At 36.7% G+C, this 16,715-nt stretch carries 11 protein-coding genes; 4 read left to right on the forward strand and 7 right to left on the reverse strand.

Annotation, left to right across the window (positions count from 1 at the left end; translation table 11 throughout):
* Positions 1-5: 5 nt before the first annotated feature.
* Complete coding sequence (locus tag LGB01_03045; GenBank protein MCB4753191.1) at positions 6-704, reverse strand: hypothetical protein; 699 nt, start codon at positions 702-704, stop codon at positions 6-8.
* Complete coding sequence (locus LGB01_03050; GenBank protein ID MCB4753192.1) at positions 685-1,419, reverse strand: Fis family transcriptional regulator; 735 nt, start codon at positions 1,417-1,419, stop codon at positions 685-687. The genes LGB01_03045 and LGB01_03050 overlap by 20 nt, the downstream gene beginning before the upstream one ends.
* A 92-nt stretch (positions 1,420-1,511) precedes the next feature.
* Here LGB01_03050 and LGB01_03055 point away from each other — a divergent pair, with 92 nt between their 5' ends.
* Positions 1,512-2,441, forward strand: coding sequence for a DUF234 domain-containing protein (locus LGB01_03055; protein MCB4753193.1), 930 nt, complete (start codon positions 1,512-1,514; stop codon positions 2,439-2,441).
* Positions 2,442-2,486: 45 nt separating this feature from the next.
* Here LGB01_03055 and thiI read toward each other — a convergent pair whose 3' ends face one another.
* The 4 genes from thiI to LGB01_03075 form a co-directional block, all read right to left on the reverse strand.
* Positions 2,487-3,947, reverse strand: a complete 1,461-nt coding sequence (gene thiI / locus LGB01_03060) for a tRNA 4-thiouridine(8) synthase ThiI (GenBank protein ID MCB4753194.1) — start codon at positions 3,945-3,947, stop codon at positions 2,487-2,489.
* Positions 3,948-4,042: 95 nt separating this feature from the next.
* On the reverse strand, positions 4,043-6,373 hold the full coding sequence (locus LGB01_03065) for a nitrate reductase (protein MCB4753195.1): 2,331 nt from the start codon (positions 6,371-6,373) through the stop codon (positions 4,043-4,045).
* A 68-nt stretch (positions 6,374-6,441) separates the two neighbouring features.
* Positions 6,442-8,049 carry a dimethyl sulfoxide reductase anchor subunit gene (locus LGB01_03070; protein MCB4753196.1) on the reverse strand — a complete coding sequence of 536 codons (1,608 nt, stop codon included), beginning with the start codon at positions 8,047-8,049 and terminating at the stop codon, positions 6,442-6,444.
* 27 nt (positions 8,050-8,076) lie between these two features.
* The gene (locus LGB01_03075) at positions 8,077-9,996 is read right to left on the reverse strand and encodes a ferredoxin--nitrite reductase (GenBank protein MCB4753197.1); all 1,920 of its coding nucleotides are present in this window, start codon (positions 9,994-9,996) and stop codon (positions 8,077-8,079) included.
* A 238-nt stretch (positions 9,997-10,234) separates the two neighbouring features.
* Here LGB01_03075 and LGB01_03080 point away from each other — a divergent pair, with 238 nt between their 5' ends.
* Together LGB01_03080 and LGB01_03085 are read left to right on the forward strand one after the other, a co-directional pair.
* Positions 10,235-11,515, forward strand: coding sequence for an MFS transporter (locus LGB01_03080; GenBank protein ID MCB4753198.1), 1,281 nt, complete (start codon positions 10,235-10,237; stop codon positions 11,513-11,515).
* A 44-nt stretch (positions 11,516-11,559) separates the two neighbouring features.
* Positions 11,560-13,194, forward strand: coding sequence for a protein phosphatase 2C domain-containing protein (locus LGB01_03085; protein ID MCB4753199.1), 1,635 nt, complete (start codon positions 11,560-11,562; stop codon positions 13,192-13,194).
* On the opposite strand, the gene mltG is transcribed toward LGB01_03085, so the two are convergent.
* Positions 13,150-14,139, reverse strand: coding sequence for an endolytic transglycosylase MltG (gene mltG / locus LGB01_03090; protein ID MCB4753200.1), 990 nt, complete (start codon positions 14,137-14,139; stop codon positions 13,150-13,152). The two genes, LGB01_03085 and mltG, sit on opposite strands and share 45 nt — an antisense overlap.
* Between mltG and LGB01_03095 the strand changes: the two genes are divergently transcribed.
* Positions 14,075-16,705, forward strand: coding sequence for an AsmA-like C-terminal domain-containing protein (locus LGB01_03095; protein ID MCB4753201.1), 2,631 nt, complete (start codon positions 14,075-14,077; stop codon positions 16,703-16,705). The two genes, mltG and LGB01_03095, sit on opposite strands and share 65 nt — an antisense overlap.
* The last annotated feature ends 10 nt before the right edge of the window (positions 16,706-16,715 follow it).

Genomic DNA, 16,715 nt, shown 5'->3' on the forward strand with positions numbered 1-16,715 from the left:
CATTATTACATAAGAGGGATATCAAGTTTAATTCCATATTCTGAAAAAGAAGTGGTAATATGACACTTCTTGGAGATAGAGCGAATCTCTTCATCGGTATCAACATAGCGACCATTTGCTTCAATGGAGAGTTGGACAATAGGAATCTTTTGTTTATCTATCACAATATATTCTCCAACAAGAAGCTTAAGTGTAATACAGATAGAGTTAGAAGTTCTATAAGATTCAAGAATTTTTCGTAGTAACTTTGAAAAATGGTTTTGATCTATTTTGAGCTTAGGTATATCTGGGTCAGTCAGTAGTTGAAGATTATTTTTATTCTTTGTTCTAAAGAGTGCAATATTGGCTTCTAAAAGTAAATTAATATCAGTTATGGAAAGCTTCTCTCTTTCGAATGGTGTTGCCGCTTTGATGCGTGGTGTGTTGTAGAAACGAATAGATATCTGCTCTTTATTCTCATAACCTACGGTAATTGCATAGAAGTTAAATGCATTGTAGTTAAGTGTCAGTGTAGTGGTTTTGTAGCCAAAGTTTTGTGGTGCATAGGAGAGTGCAAGATCATAGAGTTCTTTTTTGGAGACATAACCAAAAAGTATCTCTGCACTGTTGTTCAAATAAAGTATTTTCCCTTCATAGCTAAAGAGGACAAAGGGACTATTGTCCCAATCTACAAAAGACTGAAAATCAATCGATATGGTGTTCATGAATCTTTTTTCTTAGTGTATTTCGGTTAATACCAAGTATCTGTGAAAGTTTAAGCTGAGAATAGAACTTTTTCAGACCAGCCTTAATTAGTGGCACCTCATAGAGATCGATATATTCCCTGTATCCATTGTTACCATCAAGATTTTCTAGAATATAGTGGTAGACAGCCTGCTGTATTTGCCTTTTGTTCATATTTCTACTCATGAGGTATTGATAGACAGATTTTTTAAGTGTACGGCTATTTTGACTTAAATTAATTGGAATAGTATGAAGAGGGATATTACTATTTTCAATCATAAGATCATAACATGCTTGGTCAATAAATTTTTGTTTGATATAGGCAACATCCTCTAGACGCTCTTTAAGAGAAGGTAAATGATAGATGAAGGCAAAAAGAGAATCAATAGTTTGCTGATTTGCAACATAATTGGCAGTAGCAATGATTCGTTTGTTATCAAAGTTGAGTACTTCATGGTTGTGTAATTTTTCAATATCAGTGATGATGAGTTCATCGCTTTCTTGAAGTAGGGTCTCAACTGCTTCTTGGTCTGCTCCTGAAACTATTGGGGTATTTGGAAAAATGTATTGCACGAGCATCTTTTTACCAATATGTGGCTCTCCTATTACTACAGAGGAGACAAAAAGTGTCTTGGTTAAATTTAAACCTTTGATAATTTGCTGCACTTCTTCTGATTGTGTATAAAATAATTCCATCAAGGATCTTTTGTATAAAATATATGATTAAAAAATAATCATTTTTTGAGTTAAAAGTATTATATCAAACTTGTGTTAAACTACTAGAAAATATGATTTTTCTAATAAATAAAGAGAAGGAAAAGGCAATAAAAGAAGTATTTAATAGATTTTGTCACCATTACCCATTTCTCCCGCTAGAGAGTGCCATTGAATATTTTTCTATACTTGGTGGCATGGAAGAGATGGTTACATTAGACTACTTTGAAGATATTGCGTCGATGGTTACCGTTAACTTTGTAGAGAACTTTACTCTTTTTAAACAACAGATGCAACCATCCTATCTGCTTGAGCCCCCCTACTGTAAACTTTTAAGTGCTGTTGCTAGAGGGGATGGTAGAATGCATTCAGCACTACGTAAAGCACATCTGAGCGAAGAGGTGGGGGAGTATATTATTAAAGAGTTGGTTGCACTTGGTATTCTACGTATAGAACCAAGTAGGGAAAAGCCCCTTAAGACCCATCCCAAGCACAAGCTCAAAAAATCACTTCGACATTACCGTATACAGGATAAACTTCGCTTTATTTCACCTTTTATGCGCTTTTGGTTTGGATTTATTTTTCAGTATCAAAATGACTTAATAAGAGGAGAGGGTAGGGTTTTTTTACAAAATTTTCATAATCATCATGAACGTCTATATACACTTGTTTATGAGCAGCTTTGTGATGTATTTTTGGTAAACTATTTTACCCAAATATCACCACTTGTGACCCATGGAAGTTATTGGAATCAGCATAGTGAGTTTGATATATTGGGAATGACAAGCGATAGCAGACTAGTATTGGGAGAGTGTAAATACAAAGATAGAAAAGTATGTAAAAATGAACTCAATAAACTTAGAGCAAAAGCAGAGAAATCCAGAATAAAGGTAGATATTTATGTACTCTTTTCTAAGGATGGTTTTTCTAATGAATTATTGGGGATGAAAGATGAAAGATTATTACTATTTGACTTGAATGATATTCAAGGACTGTGTCATTAATAAAGAGATGATTATTGATAACCCTACCCATACCAAAATAATCAATTATGGCCTATATACCCTTATATTTTCTACGCCTTCCATATCTCTTAAATATTGTGCGTGTAACTGACTCATAACTCCTTTGTCACAGTAAAAAAGATACTCTTTGTCTTTGGGAAGTTTTTTAAACTCAGTTTTGAGTTGATAAAAAGGTATTTTTATGGTCTTGCATTCTGTTTCTATACATTTCCCTTCAGTACGAATATCAATGATGATATGCTTGTTTATATCGAGAACTGTAACAATTTCAACTGGAGCCTGACTTGTAATATCATCGATGATATCATCGACATAAATTTTTTGTGCAGAGGCTACTGCTTTTTCAAGTATTTTATCGTTAAATCGCTGTGCTTCTTTTCTTATCCGCTTGAAAGAGCCATGAGTGATAGGGTTTTTTGAGATAACACCACAATATTCAGGCATATTTTCTGCAAATTGACGAGTACCTATTTTGTTGGCAATATGGATAATATCAGGTTTATTCATTGTAGCAAGTGGACGAAGTATTAATTTATTTGTTACTTCATCAATAAGTGCAAGGTTTCGTAGGGTTTGACTAGAAACTTGTGCAACACTCTCACCTGTAAGTAGGGCATCTATCCCCATTTCATCTGCAATCTTCTCAGCCGCTATAAGCATGAGACGTTTAAGTATCACACCCATATAAGTTTCTGCGGTAGAGCGGAAAATTTCGGTAACAACATCCTCAAAAGGAATGGAAACAAACTTAACACGATGTGATGTGCCAAACTTATTCCAAAGATACCATGCCACTTGTTTTACCCCAATTTCATGTGTAATACCGCCAAGATTGAAGAAGATAAAGTGGGTTTTTATTCCACGTTTCATTGTTAGATAGCTGGCAACAGTGGAGTCAAATCCACCTGACATTAATGAGAGTATATCCCCTTGTGTACCAATAGGAAAGCCAGAAAGCCCCTGATGCTTTGCGGTGATAATGTTGAGTTGCTGGTTGATCAGTTCAATTCGTACAGTTATTTCTGGCATATGAAGATCAACTTTTTTGGCATCGGTATGTGCCAAGACAAAGCCGCCAACAACACGTTCTATTTCTGATGAGTTAAAAGAGTGGCTACCGGTACGTTTGGCACGAACAACAAAGCTTTTGCCAACAATCTCTTTTTTGACCACTTCGGCCACTTTTACTTTAATAACATCGAGTGTCTCCATTTTGTCAAACTGTAATGCCTCTAGAACTTGCTCAATACCTGGTGTTTGAAGAAGAATGGTACGGACTGTATCAATTTTTTCAACAGGGGTAACTACTTCAATTTTATCAGAGAATTTTTTAGTTGCTATAGCTTCATCAACTGGCTTGAGTAAATTATTAATGTTGCTGAAGAGTTGGGCAATCATTTGTTTCTTAGCAGAAGTGCCCTTGACCATTATTTCGGGAAAAAGTTTAACGATAAACTTTTGTGTGGTAACTTTGGATGAATGCACAATAGATACCTTGTAAATAAATTGAAGTGGATTATATCATAACCCATTGTAATGATATGTCAGACCACATAAAAATATTACTGTGACTACTAAACCTATGATTCCTTTACAGTTTTGCTGCTACTAACTATTTGTTTACTGATCGCCTTCTCTTCTTCGTAAACCTTTACTCTTTCAAGATACCCACTAATTTCTACCTCTTCATAGGAGATCCCTTCTGGTACTGCTTTAGAGTGCAATTGTACGGCACATTGTTTATAATTAGGTTCAAATGATTTAGGGTCAAATTCAGGGATAGTTACAGTGTTGATGAGTTGCTCATTGAAGTGAAACGGTATGAAAATATTTCCTTCACGGACAGTTTCACTGACTTTGACAATGATATCCTCCACCTTTCCACGTGTACCCGATATAGCAATACGGTCACCACTTTTAACTTTGAGTTTAGTGGCATCTTTGGGATTGATATCGACCCATGCTTCGGGTGCAAGATTATTTAGAATACTGATAGTGCCTGTCTTGGTACGGGTATGGAATTGCTCGACTGTACGACCAGTATTAAGCATAAGTGGTAACCCTTTGCATTGTACTTCACTAAGCGGCCTCCAATCTACCGGCAGTAGTTGTGCCTTGCCACTTGGAGTTTGACAAGGCATCTCTTTGGTGTAGAGCCGCTTGGTTCCTTGAGGTGATTTTTTATTGCAAGGCCACTGAATGCCTCCTAATTCTTCAATAAGTTCATAATTCATGCCACTATAGTCACAGAGACGACCTTTGCTCACACGTCTAATCTCCTCAAAAGCATCTTGTGGTTTGTTTAGGTTTCCAAAGAGTAGTTCATGTATACCATCAAAATATTTAGAGAATTCCTTAATGATAAAAAAGTCTGCTTTAGATTCTCCCATTGGATCAATAGCTTTTTTAGCATAGTTGCATCGCCGTTCACTATTAGTATAACATCCCTCTTTCTCACTCCAAGTTGCTGCAGCAAAAACCACATCAGCAACTTGTGCAGTATCAGACATAAATGAATCCTGTACTACCAATAGATCAAGTTTTTTAAGTGCTTCTCTTAGGGTATTTTGGTCAGGGTAGCTTACCAGTGGATTGGTGGCAACCACCCAAAGTGCTTTGATCTTACCACAATTGATTGCATCAATAATCTGTGGGTAGGCATAGCCACGTTTGGTTGGTATGCGTTCTACAGGTACATTAATAATAGAGGCAAACTCCTCTCTTTCAGTATTATTCGTATAGCTTCGGTAGCCAGGAATAGATGAAGTAAACCCAAATTCTCTTGTTCCCATAGCATTGCACTGCCCAGTAATGGACATGGGACCACTGCCTTCTTTGCCGAGATTTCCTGTAATGAGCGCAAGATTGCAGATTGCAGAGACAGTATCTGTGCCAAGGGTACTTTGGTTAACTCCCATTGTCCATGCACTCATGGCAGCATTGGCACTAGCATAGACACGAGCAAGAGTATAAAGCTCCTTGGTCTCAATACCTGTAATATGTGCAACCTCTTGTGGTGGATAGTTTTTCATAATATGCTTTCTAAATTCTTTGTATCCTTCGGTACGCTCTTTAATAAAGTTTTCGTTTTCCCAACCTTGTTCCATAATGATATAGCATAGTCCATTGATGAGTGCTAAATCTGAACGTGGTTTAAGTGGTACGAAAATATCTGCCATTTGTGAAGTCTTAGACTTTCGCGGGTCTATAACAATAATGGTTGGCTTCTTGCCAGTTTCTTTCTTATTTTTGGCAATATGGAGCTTTAAAATAGGGTGGTTATCAGCAATATTTGCACCAATTAGCATGATGACATCGGCTTTGGAGAAGTCCTCATAGCACCCCACTGGTCCATCGCTGCCAAAAGTTTGCTTATAACCCATGACAGCACTTGCCATACAAAGTGTAGTATTGCCATCGTAGTTGTTAGTCTGAAGTCCAAGCTGAACAAACTTACCTAGCATATAGAACTCTTCTGTCAGAAGCTGTCCAGTAGAAATTACTGCTACTGCACCATTGCCATACTTATGTTGAATACGCTTAAACTCTTCTGCTGTTTTGCTAAAAGCTTCATCCCAGCTAACAGGCGTTAGTTCTCCATTCTTTTGTAGCAGAGGGTGTACTACACGACTATTGGTATGCACCATTTCATGCTCACTTAAGCCCTTAGGGCAGAGCGTACCCATATTAACAGGGTGTTTTGGGTCACCTTTAGAGCAGACAGCCTTATTGTTTTTGATCCCAATATACATACCACACCCTACACCACAATAACCACAAGTGGTACGCACCCACTTATCTGGTATTTTGGTCTTGGCAATTTTACCAAAGAGAGGATCATCAACAAGGGCATACTTTTCTTCTCTAATATCAAATCCGAGAAATTTTTTTACTTTTTTGACTAAACCCATTTTATTTTCCTTGAAATTGATACTTTTTAAATATGGTACTCTTGCCACTACAGCTTTTGTACGTACAGTTAGTGCCGCTGATTTCCTGCAAAGAAATTTCCTGCCAGCCCAAGTGGTACAACTGTTCGATAAAAGAGGTAGCGTCCTACCAACTCACTGATAAATGCACCTAACATTGCAATTGCTAGTGTTATAACTGCTAAGTTTACTAGTCCACTAGAAATAAATAAAATAGCAAATAATGGCAGCGCTAGTGCAAAGGCTACGAGTGAATAAATCCTAAACTTTTTTACTCTACCAAAATGTTCCTGAAGTAGAATACGAGTACGGTTAAGTTGATAATAGAGAGGATCTTTTTTATCAAGGTAGTGATAAAACATTACCTCTTCGAGGATTATTAATACCTGCCCCATACCTGCGAGTAGTGCAACTGAGAGCAATACCGTTGTGCTTTGTGCACTATTTGTGGAAAGTAGTACCGTGGAAATAAGCAAAAACCCCACATATCCTGACCCAAAAAAGCGCTTGGTTGTACTTTTGCGGTTCCAGCTTGGGCGTGCTTTGATACGGTAGATCATTGATTGAGCATAAATGCCATAAATACCTAGTATAAGGGTGATTATCTCAGTAAAAAGTAGTGTAAAGCCACCAATACCAATAAAATACATTCCTGCTACTATTGTAGCAAGTCCCGTATAGGTACCTAGTGCAATTGCTTCACGACTAAGCCATGAGGTGCGCCAGTTTTTCATTGCCATCATTGCCTTGATGGGGCGTCCAAGATGGAGTGCTGAAAGTGGTAGACCGATGGCAGCAGGCAAGAAGGCTAAAATTGCTATGATTGGTGTTGGCTTAGGTAAGTTAAAACCAATTGAAAAAAGTATTTGCCCCAAACAAAGAGCAAGAAATGCACCTACGCTTATCTGTGTTAATACTGTCATAAACACTAGAGGGAGTTCGGAATGGGCAGGTTTAAGTAGGTGTTCATTGGCAACACGCATCTCTTCATCTTCGGGAATATTAGGTAAAGTATAGCGTGTAGTTGGTTTGGTGATATCTATATTGGGTAGATGTGGGGCAACCCCCTCTTTTGCCATCCCACTTTCGAGCCACTCATCCACTTTTACTGCTTCGATCTCAATGGCGCCACCTGGGCATGCTTGTACGCATGCAGGAGTTTGATTTAGTTCAAGCTTGTCTGCACACATATGACACTTGGTAACAATGCCACGATCTGGATTGAAAACTGGCACCTCATAAGGACAGTTCCATGTACAGTATTGACAGCCAATACAGCTTGGATCATCATGAAAAACGATACCATTTTCTAGTTTGATATAGCTCTCAGTTGGACAGCCTCGAAGGCATTCAGGGTCAATACAGTGGTTGCAGCTCATAGAATTAAAAAGCTGAAGTGTATTGGGAAATATCCCCATCTCTATTTCACCCACACGACGCCATTTAATATCAGGACTGTTGTTGTTCTGTTCGTTGCAGGCAACCTCACAGCAGTGGCAACCTACACAAGCAGTGGCATCGAAGTGGAAACGATATTGCTCACCAGGATTTAGTTTGGGAATATCTATAGTATAGTTTCCGCACTGCATACCAGTGTTATTTTTATGGTTAATAAAGCTTTCTAGTGGTGTATTTTTTGATAATGATTCATCAACCATAAAATTTTTCCCTTTATAAAGTGGTAATTAGAGCTCTTTTAGCGCAACAATTAATTCAGAAAATACCTGCGCACGTTCACTTTTATTTTCATGAGTCATATTATAGATAATTTCAGAGAGTTTAGGTGGTACAGCAATGTTGAGTCTACTTACTTCATCGCGTCTAATTTTGCGTGGACGGGCAAATGTGGGAGTGAGTCCATCAATGGCTTTAAAACGTTTTTCTCCTGTGAGAAGCTTAAAGAGTTTTAGTCCGAATGTAAAAAGCTCATACTCCTCTCTGCGCCCACTTTTAGGTTCTCTGTCTAGCTCAAAGAAAATATCTATTCCTAATTTGTCATTTAGAATATAGTTTATTTTGGTGTAAAATGCCAATGCTTGATAGCTATAGTTTCGACTTAAAAAGTGTGTTTCAAAGTTCTCAAAAGTTTCACCACGTTTTTTAAGTGTGGCATAGGCTTTGAGTAGGTACTTGATATGGTATTTGGCTTCAGTAACAGGAAGTGACTTATGTAGTGTATGCCCCTCTTTAGCATGATAGGTAATTTTGCCACCAAGGAATAGATGGACACCATCTACGCGATTACCATCAGCATCTTTAGCTTTACATCCCTCAAAACCAATGTCAGCAATACCATGTATCCCGCATCCCTTAGGACAGGCTGACCAGTTCATACGTACTGCAGCATTCTCAATAGCAATTTCAGAGTTAAGAAAGTGTGCCATTTCGATAGCATCAGATTTATTAGGGATAACCCCATAGCTACAAGTAGCTGTCCCTGCACAGGCAATCATGTCAGTAAAATAGAGATTATTGTACTTGGCATATCTCTGTATAATATCGGTTTGCTCAAATAGGGTAGTTTTTTCTGCATTGATGTGGATAATATAGAGATTTTGGTCGTACGTGAGACAGATGCCCCCACTGCCATATTTGGTTGCAACTTTGGCTACTTCTATCATATCTGTACCACTAAAGATACCAGAGGGGACAATAAGCTTATAGGCAAAATTACTATCTTTAAGTAGTACACGATTTGTACCCAGTGCAATATTTTGTGACTGCACCATGGTGATACCTGCGGTTGTAAAGTCTATGCCTGCCTCTTTCTTGACTGCCTTAATAAGCGTATTGATGCCAATATCATTAAGCAAGAAAACTAGACGGTTTTTATTTCGATTATCACGGTAGCCATAGTTTTTAAATACTGTTAGTAGTGCAGTAAAAAATGTTGGAACCTCCTCTTTGGTGACAAAGAGATTAGCATCTTTTGCTTGCATACCAACACGTGCTCCAAGGTAGATATTGAATCCAAAAATACCATTTTTTTGTGCCAATACAAAGTTACAGTCATGCCCAAAAATATTACAAGAGTTAGAGAGAGAGCCAAGAATACCGGTATTGAATTTTCGCGGTAATACTGAAATCCATTCAGGGTTTTCGCCAATGATATCTTGTAGCTTATCTATAATAGGCTTGGTTTCAATAATGTTGTCATAAGAGATACCATCAAGTGGGTCAGTAACGATATTTCTTGGGTTATCGACACCGGTTTGAAAAGTACTAATACCTACTTCTTTGAGTTCACGTAAGACTTTAGCAATATCGCCTATGGATAGGTAACGAAGTTCTACTTGCATACGAGTGGTGATATCGATATAGTTATTGCCATACTTTTGTGCCACTTCACCAATACGGATTGCCTGTATATTGGTTAGTTTTCCCCCAGGAATACGTACACGTAACATAAAGTTCTCACCTTTATCGAAGAGTCCAAAACACTTTAGAAAATAGGTGCTATCTTCTTTGGAAAGATTCTCATACCCACCAGAAGCAATCTTATCAAGTTTTTTGTAGACCTCCATTGGGTCTTTTAGGGTTTTGGTTGTTTCTATTTTGTTAACTTTTTTACTTCGAGCTTCCAAGGCTTTTGCTAATACTTCCATAGTAGTAAAATACACTCCTGAGATGAAATTGAGGCTATTATACCAAAGAGCAATAGAAATTTATAGTCATAAATTGATTAAAAAATAATCATTTTGATATTAAATATATTTTTATATATGTAGGCTCTATCCCTAAAATAGATACTATATAATTGATTAAAAAATAATCATTTTATTTTAATAAATACAGTTAAGACTGATGTATACTTCTACTATTCATAATTTTAAGGAGAATAAAATGGCTGGCTTTAAAGCACTCAAAGGACAAGGAGACACAAAGACCCTTTTTGCAGCATTTCTCTACTTTGATTTTAGTTTTATGGTATGGACAATGCTTGGACCTTTGGCAACTGAGATTAGTGAGTCGATGGCGATGAATGGAGGGGGACTGACTGCAGGACAGACTGCAACACTACTTTCTATTCCTATTCTCTCAGGAGCATTGCTACGTATTGTACTTGGTTTTTTTGTTGACAAGGTTGGTCCCAAAAAGACAGCAATTTCAGCACAGCTTATTGTTATTTTGGCACTTTTCTATGCCTATAGTCGAGGAATAACCATTACCTATGATGAACTTCTTTTCGTAGCACTAGGACTTGGTTTTGCAGGAGCATCATTTGCAGTGGCATTGCCTCAAGCAGGACAATGGTATCCACCAAAGCTTCAAGGAGTTGTTCTTGGAATTGCTGGTGCAGGGAATATTGGGGTAGTTGTTGATTTTCTATTTGCACCAAAGATTGCAGAGAAGTGGGGTTGGGAAGCAGTTTTTCTAGTTGGTGGATTGCTCTCTTTTGCCGTACTGTTTGCCTATATTCTTATGGCAAAAGATGCACCTGAATCTATCTATAGACCAAGAGTTAAGAAAATGAGAGACTACTGGAAGCTATTAAAAGATCGTGATAGTTGGTGGTTTATGCTCTTTTATGCAGTAAGTTTTGGAGGATTTGTTGGATTTGCCAACTATATGAAGGTTTATCTTATGAATACCTATCAGGTGGACATGAAGGCATTTGGGTTGGACATATTTAATGAGCCAAATGTTAAAGTTATTGCTGGATATTTTGGAGCACTGACAATCTTTGCTGGAGCAATTCTTAGACCAGTCGGTGGAAGTATTGCTGACAAGATGGGTGGGATCAAGGCACTATATATCTTTTTTGGTATGGTAACAGTGCTAGTAGCACTGAATGGGTTTATAACATTACCATTTTGGATAGCTATTATAGTACTTTTTTTCATTATGGCAAGTCTTGGTATGGCAAATGGTGCAGTATTCCAACTTGTACCACAGCGTTTTGGTAAAGATATTGGTATTATGACAGGACTTATTGGTGCAGCAGGTGGAATTGGCGGTACCTTTCTTGTCAAAACACTTGGTTGGGCAAAAGGAACTTTTGATAGTTACAGTATTGGCTTTTTTATATTTGCTGGATTGGTACTGATTGCTATTGGTGCAATATCTCTAGTTAAAACAAAATGGAGAACTACATGGGGCGCCAATGCTGGTGGAATGATCTAAAATTTAAAGACTTTTAGGAATAATCAAGAGTGAAAAGGAAATTTATGTCTAAACAGAATATTGAAACTTCCGTCTTTTCTCTTGCCAAAGGTACCCAATTAACCGGCGATGACTATGCTGAGGTAAAGGTACTGGAAAATATCACCATTGCAGTTGTTTGTGATGGTGTAGGGTCTGCAATTTTAGGTGCTGAAGCAGCAAAGCGGACTACACAGTTTTTAGTACAATCGCTGAAGAATAGACCACGTAGTTGGGGTATGGAGAAATCCATTAAGCACTTCATTGAGAAGATAAACCATGTGCTTTATATGGAGTCAGTGGAACAGTATGAGCGTCAAGAGTTAGTAACAACCCTCACACTAGTAGTGATTGAAGGGGATAGGCTTTATGGAGCAAATGTTGGAGATAGTCGTATCTATCTAGAGCGTAATGGGCAGTTTTCTCAGTTATCTAGTGATCACAGCATGAATGAAAAGGGAATGGAGAATGTACTTACCTCTGCCATTGGACTTGAGGAGTATGTAGAGCCATACTATTTTGAGAATAATCTACAGCCCAAAGATCGTATACTACTTTGCAGTGATGGGCTCTATAATGAACTAACCCACAAAGAATTGGTTTCTGGAATATATATTGGAGCCTCTTTTCTTGTAAAAAGGGTAAGTAAGAAATATGAGGACAATCTACCCGATGATGCAACAGCAGTAGTTGTAGAGATTAATCATCTTGATCCACGCTTGAAACTTAAACAGACAGAATTGATTATACAGGAGTATTACAGAAAAGATGAAATTATTGATGGCTACAGACTGCTTAAGCCACTAATACAGAATGAACGTACTTGGCTATGTGAAAACAAAGGGGTACAGTATGTTATTAAGTTTTCTCCCCATGAGGCACTGGATAATGAGGTTATACTTGATCATTTTGTCAAAGAGGTTTGGATGGCACAACGCCTTAAGGCAGGTTTTTTTCCTAAAGCAGTTATTCCCAAGAAACGTACTCATCGATACTATATTATGAGTTATGTAAAAGGTGTACCACTTAAAAACTTGATTGCCAAGAAGCCACTTTCTGTTGATCTTGGAATTGATTTAGTACATTTTTTATTGAAGATGGCACAGTATTTAATTAGGCAAAATCTAGTACATGGAGACATTAAGCCTGAGAATATTATTGTTACCAAGAGGAGGGAAAAAACAGTTTTTAAAATGGTTGACTTTGGTTCCATTACCGAAGCCTATTCGGATGTAACACGTGCCGGTACACCGAGTTATTTAGCACCTGAACGATTTTTACAAGCACCAATTACAGAGCAAACAGAAGTATATGCTATTGGAGCAACACTTTATGAAGCATTAACGCAAAAATTTCCATTTGGAGAAATAGAGCCATTTCAGACACCAAAATTTGAGAAAATACCTAAATATCCAACTAAATTGAATCCAAAGATTCCTGAGTGGCTAGAAAGTGTGATGTTGCGTGCAATAGAGACCAGCACAGATAAACGTTACCACAACTACTCTGAGATAATTTTTGAGATAGACAACCCTGAAAAAGTACAACCCTATTTTGATAAAAGTATTTCATTTATTGAGCGGCATGAGAAGATGGTTTATAAAATCGGTTTTATTCTAATGTTCATGCTTAATATTATACAATTTCTTTTTATATACTAGACTTTTGACTCTTTGAATATTTTTTCGATGTGACCTGAATGTTTTACTAAAATTGTGCCGATTCTCTTTATTTTTCATAAAATAGAGGTAATCTGTTTTGACAGGATTGATAGCTGCTTTGATGGCAGCAAGGGAGACTGACCCAATAGGAGAGGGAGGGAGCCCTTTAAATTTGTAAGTATTAAAGGTGCTATTGTCATCTTTGATACGTTTTGATGTAACTTTGACATGAGAATACTTGCCATAGTTGAGTGTCCCATCCATCTGAAGGCGCATTCCTTTTTTAAGACGGTTATAGATAACAGAGGAGACTAGAGCCATCTCTTTATCATTTGCTGCCTCCTTTTGAATAATTGAGGCAATGATAAGGATCTCTTGCCACTGTTTGATGTCATAATTGCCATAGATTTTTTGAGAGAGATTTTGATAATATTTTTCAGATTCCCGTACTAGAAAATGAATGAGGTGCTCCTCTTTCATATTTATAGGAACATAGTAGGTATCAGCATAGATACCTGCTTCAGGATAATGAGAATATTCTTGATAGTACTGTTTTAGTTTATTTTTATCAAGTTTAAACTTTTTGGCAAGATTTTCAAAGAAAATATCAAGTGTCTCTCCAGGAATTAAAATTACTTTATGTATCATTGCTTTGGATGAGGTAAGCTTATGTAGGAAATCGATACGGTTAAGTCTATTGTTTCCTATAAATATCCACCCTTGTTGAGGTTGCCCCATAAGTCTTACAAGATAGCTATCAACCTTCGAAAGCTCATACCCACTTTTGGTCAGATATGATATAATACCATCAATTGTACCCTGTGGGATGTAGACTGTTTGCGTTGATTTCACTGGTAGAGAAATATAATAGGCAAGCGAAATGATCAAAACCACAGCAATACTCTCTGCTCGCAACATCCATATTGCTATCCGCGATTTTTTCATTACACTCATTGTCCTTATTGCATTACTCTTTTTCTGGCTTTTCCATGGCATTAATATCGATAAGCTAGATATTGGGAAGTACAGAATTGAAAAATTATACATCAAACTCAATAAAAAGTTAACATTAAAGATTGCAGAGATTTCCTTCCCTAAAAAAAAGTCTACTCTTCTACTTGATAATGCAGATAAAACATTTGATCGGATCAAAAATCTTCTTACTTTTTTTGATACAGTAGCACTAGAAAAGGTTCATTTTAAGAATAATTCTCTAGCACTATTTTATGCTGATAATATACTCTATATTACCAGCAATGACTACGAGATTGTGAGCAATATTAGCAGAGAAAAGAAAGAGCTTGTTGCAGATATTTCACTGCTTTACTTAAAAAAAGATCATGTGACAATTTCGGGGAAACTCCGTTATGATTTGAAAAAAAATAAGTTGAAAGTTGAAGGAGTATTTGATGCCTACGGTATTAAAGGAAATTTTAGAGCAATTCAGCAAGATAAAGAGATTGTTTATGCCCTAAATACAGATGAGTTTGATACGCTTAGCCCACTTATTAAACGGTTTAAAATGGATCCAGCAATAGAGTCATGGGTGATTGACAAAGTACAAGCAAAACATTATAAGATTGAGTACCTTAAAGGAAAAATATCTATCGATAAAGGTACAATCAAATTTAATCCTGTTGGACTGAATGGAAAAGTGCTTTTTAATGATGTATCCATTCGTTATCATGATGCACTTTCCCCAGCATATGCCAAAAACTTGAGATTAACATATAGAAAAGGAAACCTCTATTTTGATCTAGAAGACCCAATGTATCAGGGGCGGGATCTCAATGGTACTACGGTAGTGATTAAACATATTGTAGGCTCACAGTCACCATCGTTAACACTTGATCTCCATATTGTTTCACCAATGGATAATAAAGTAGAGGAGATACTGCGTGCCTATAGCCTAAAGATTCCAGTACAACATACAGGAGAAAAAAACCAAATTATAGTCAATCTTAAAATTCCTTTAGGGCGCTCATCAGCTACAAAAAAAATTAAAGCAATAGTGGATGTCAATATAGATAAAGGACTACTGAAGATCACAGACCTTCCGCTTTATGTGGAAGGAGGTAAGGCTCACTATGAATCAGGTATGCTTCTTTTTGAAGAGATAGGAATCAATGAGACATGGTGTAAGGGAAAGATCGGTGGAAAGGTTAATATTGATAAGCAATATGCAGACCTTTCTTTAAAAGTAGATGACTTTATTTTGGGAGAAGAAAAAAACCCTTTTATTGAGATAAAAGAGAAAAAGTTACCGTTACACCTTTCATACAACAAGACTCTCTATGTTAATCTACCTACACTAAAAACAGAAATACAAAAGAGTGAAAATACCTTACACATTTCACTATCTGATATTGGCCTATTGGTACCATTTCTGCAACAAAATATATTGGGATTAAATGGAGGTAAACTTCAAATTATCAGTAAAGATTTTAAACAATATGAGTTCAATGGCACTATTCAAGATAAGATATGCCTTTTTTATGATAGCTCTAATACTTGCTATACTCATATACCAGTTAATGGAATATTTAATACCAAAACAGAACAGATGACATTTGATGCCCTCAATCAATATTTTTATACAAATGCAACCAAAACATGGGTACAACTTAAAGATATTAATATTGACCTGAAGCTTTTTCTTGCTGAGCATAAAAAATTCCAAAAAAGAAACAAGAAGGAGCCTTTATCGCATAAAAAATTTATTATTATTGGGAAAAATAGCCAACTTCGCTATGGATCATATTCTCTTGTCACAGATACTTATGATATAGAGATACTTCCAAATGGAGATATTGAGGCAACAGGAAGTATTGATGGAGATGTGGTAAGGTTTACTAAGGAAAAAGAGCATTTTACCATAAATGCATTTCGTGTTAAAGACAGAATGCTGCACCCACTTATCAATTTTACTGGATTAAAAAATGGACGGTACTCTCTTAAGAAAGAGGGAAACCCAGATACGAAGATGAAGGGTCGCATTATTATTGAAGGGGGTGTTTTGAGTGATTTTAAAGTTTACAATAATATATTGGCTTTAATTAATACACTACCTGCACTTACTATGTTTAACAATCCTGGTTTTTCTGTTAAGGGCTTTAAGATTGAAGAGGGAGTGGTTGAATATACGATGACACCTAAAAAAATTATACTAGATTCAATATATTTAAAAGGAAGTTCAGCTGTAGTGCTTGGCAAAGGTGAAATAGACACTGTTACAAAAAAGATTAATGTAAAACTAGCAATACTGACAATTAGAGATTTTGGTAAGATTGTTTCCACCGTACCGCTTCTAGGATATATTTTGATGGGAGATAATGATAGTATGACAGTAGGAATGACAATTTCTGGGACACTTGATCATCCAAAAGTCTCTACATCAGTAGCAAAAGATATACTTACCTTGCCGGTTGAAATATTGAAACGTATGATGATGACACCAGTAAAACTTAGAAATCAAAAGCAGAATCTATATAAAATTTTGAAGATAAAGTAAATAGAGATTT

Source organism: Sulfurovum sp., assembly GCA_020525365.1.
In the GTDB taxonomy this organism is placed as follows: domain Bacteria; phylum Campylobacterota; class Campylobacteria; order Campylobacterales; family Sulfurovaceae; genus Sulfurovum.

What these genes read in the sequence shown, in the direction of transcription:
- LGB01_03045 (MCB4753191.1), bottom strand. Translation starts at nt 704, where the DNA reads ATGAACACCATATCGATTGATTTTCAGTCTTTTGTAGATTGGGACAAT.
- LGB01_03050 (MCB4753192.1), bottom strand. Translation starts at nt 1,419, where the DNA reads ATGGAATTATTTTATACACAATCAGAAGAAGTGCAGCAAATTATCAAA.
- LGB01_03055 (MCB4753193.1), top strand. Translation starts at nt 1,512, where the DNA reads ATGATTTTTCTAATAAATAAAGAGAAGGAAAAGGCAATAAAAGAAGTA.
- LGB01_03065 (MCB4753195.1), bottom strand. Translation starts at nt 6,373, where the DNA reads ATGGGTTTAGTCAAAAAAGTAAAAAAATTTCTCGGATTTGATATTAGA.
- LGB01_03070 (MCB4753196.1), bottom strand. Translation starts at nt 8,049, where the DNA reads ATGGTTGATGAATCATTATCAAAAAATACACCACTAGAAAGCTTTATT.
- LGB01_03075 (MCB4753197.1), bottom strand. Translation starts at nt 9,996, where the DNA reads ATGGAAGTATTAGCAAAAGCCTTGGAAGCTCGAAGTAAAAAAGTTAAC.
- LGB01_03080 (MCB4753198.1), top strand. Translation starts at nt 10,235, where the DNA reads ATGGCTGGCTTTAAAGCACTCAAAGGACAAGGAGACACAAAGACCCTT.
- LGB01_03085 (MCB4753199.1), top strand. Translation starts at nt 11,560, where the DNA reads ATGTCTAAACAGAATATTGAAACTTCCGTCTTTTCTCTTGCCAAAGGT.
- LGB01_03095 (MCB4753201.1), top strand. Translation starts at nt 14,075, where the DNA reads ATGATCAAAACCACAGCAATACTCTCTGCTCGCAACATCCATATTGCT.
- mltG (MCB4753200.1), bottom strand. Translation starts at nt 14,139, where the DNA reads ATGAAAAAATCGCGGATAGCAATATGGATGTTGCGAGCAGAGAGTATT.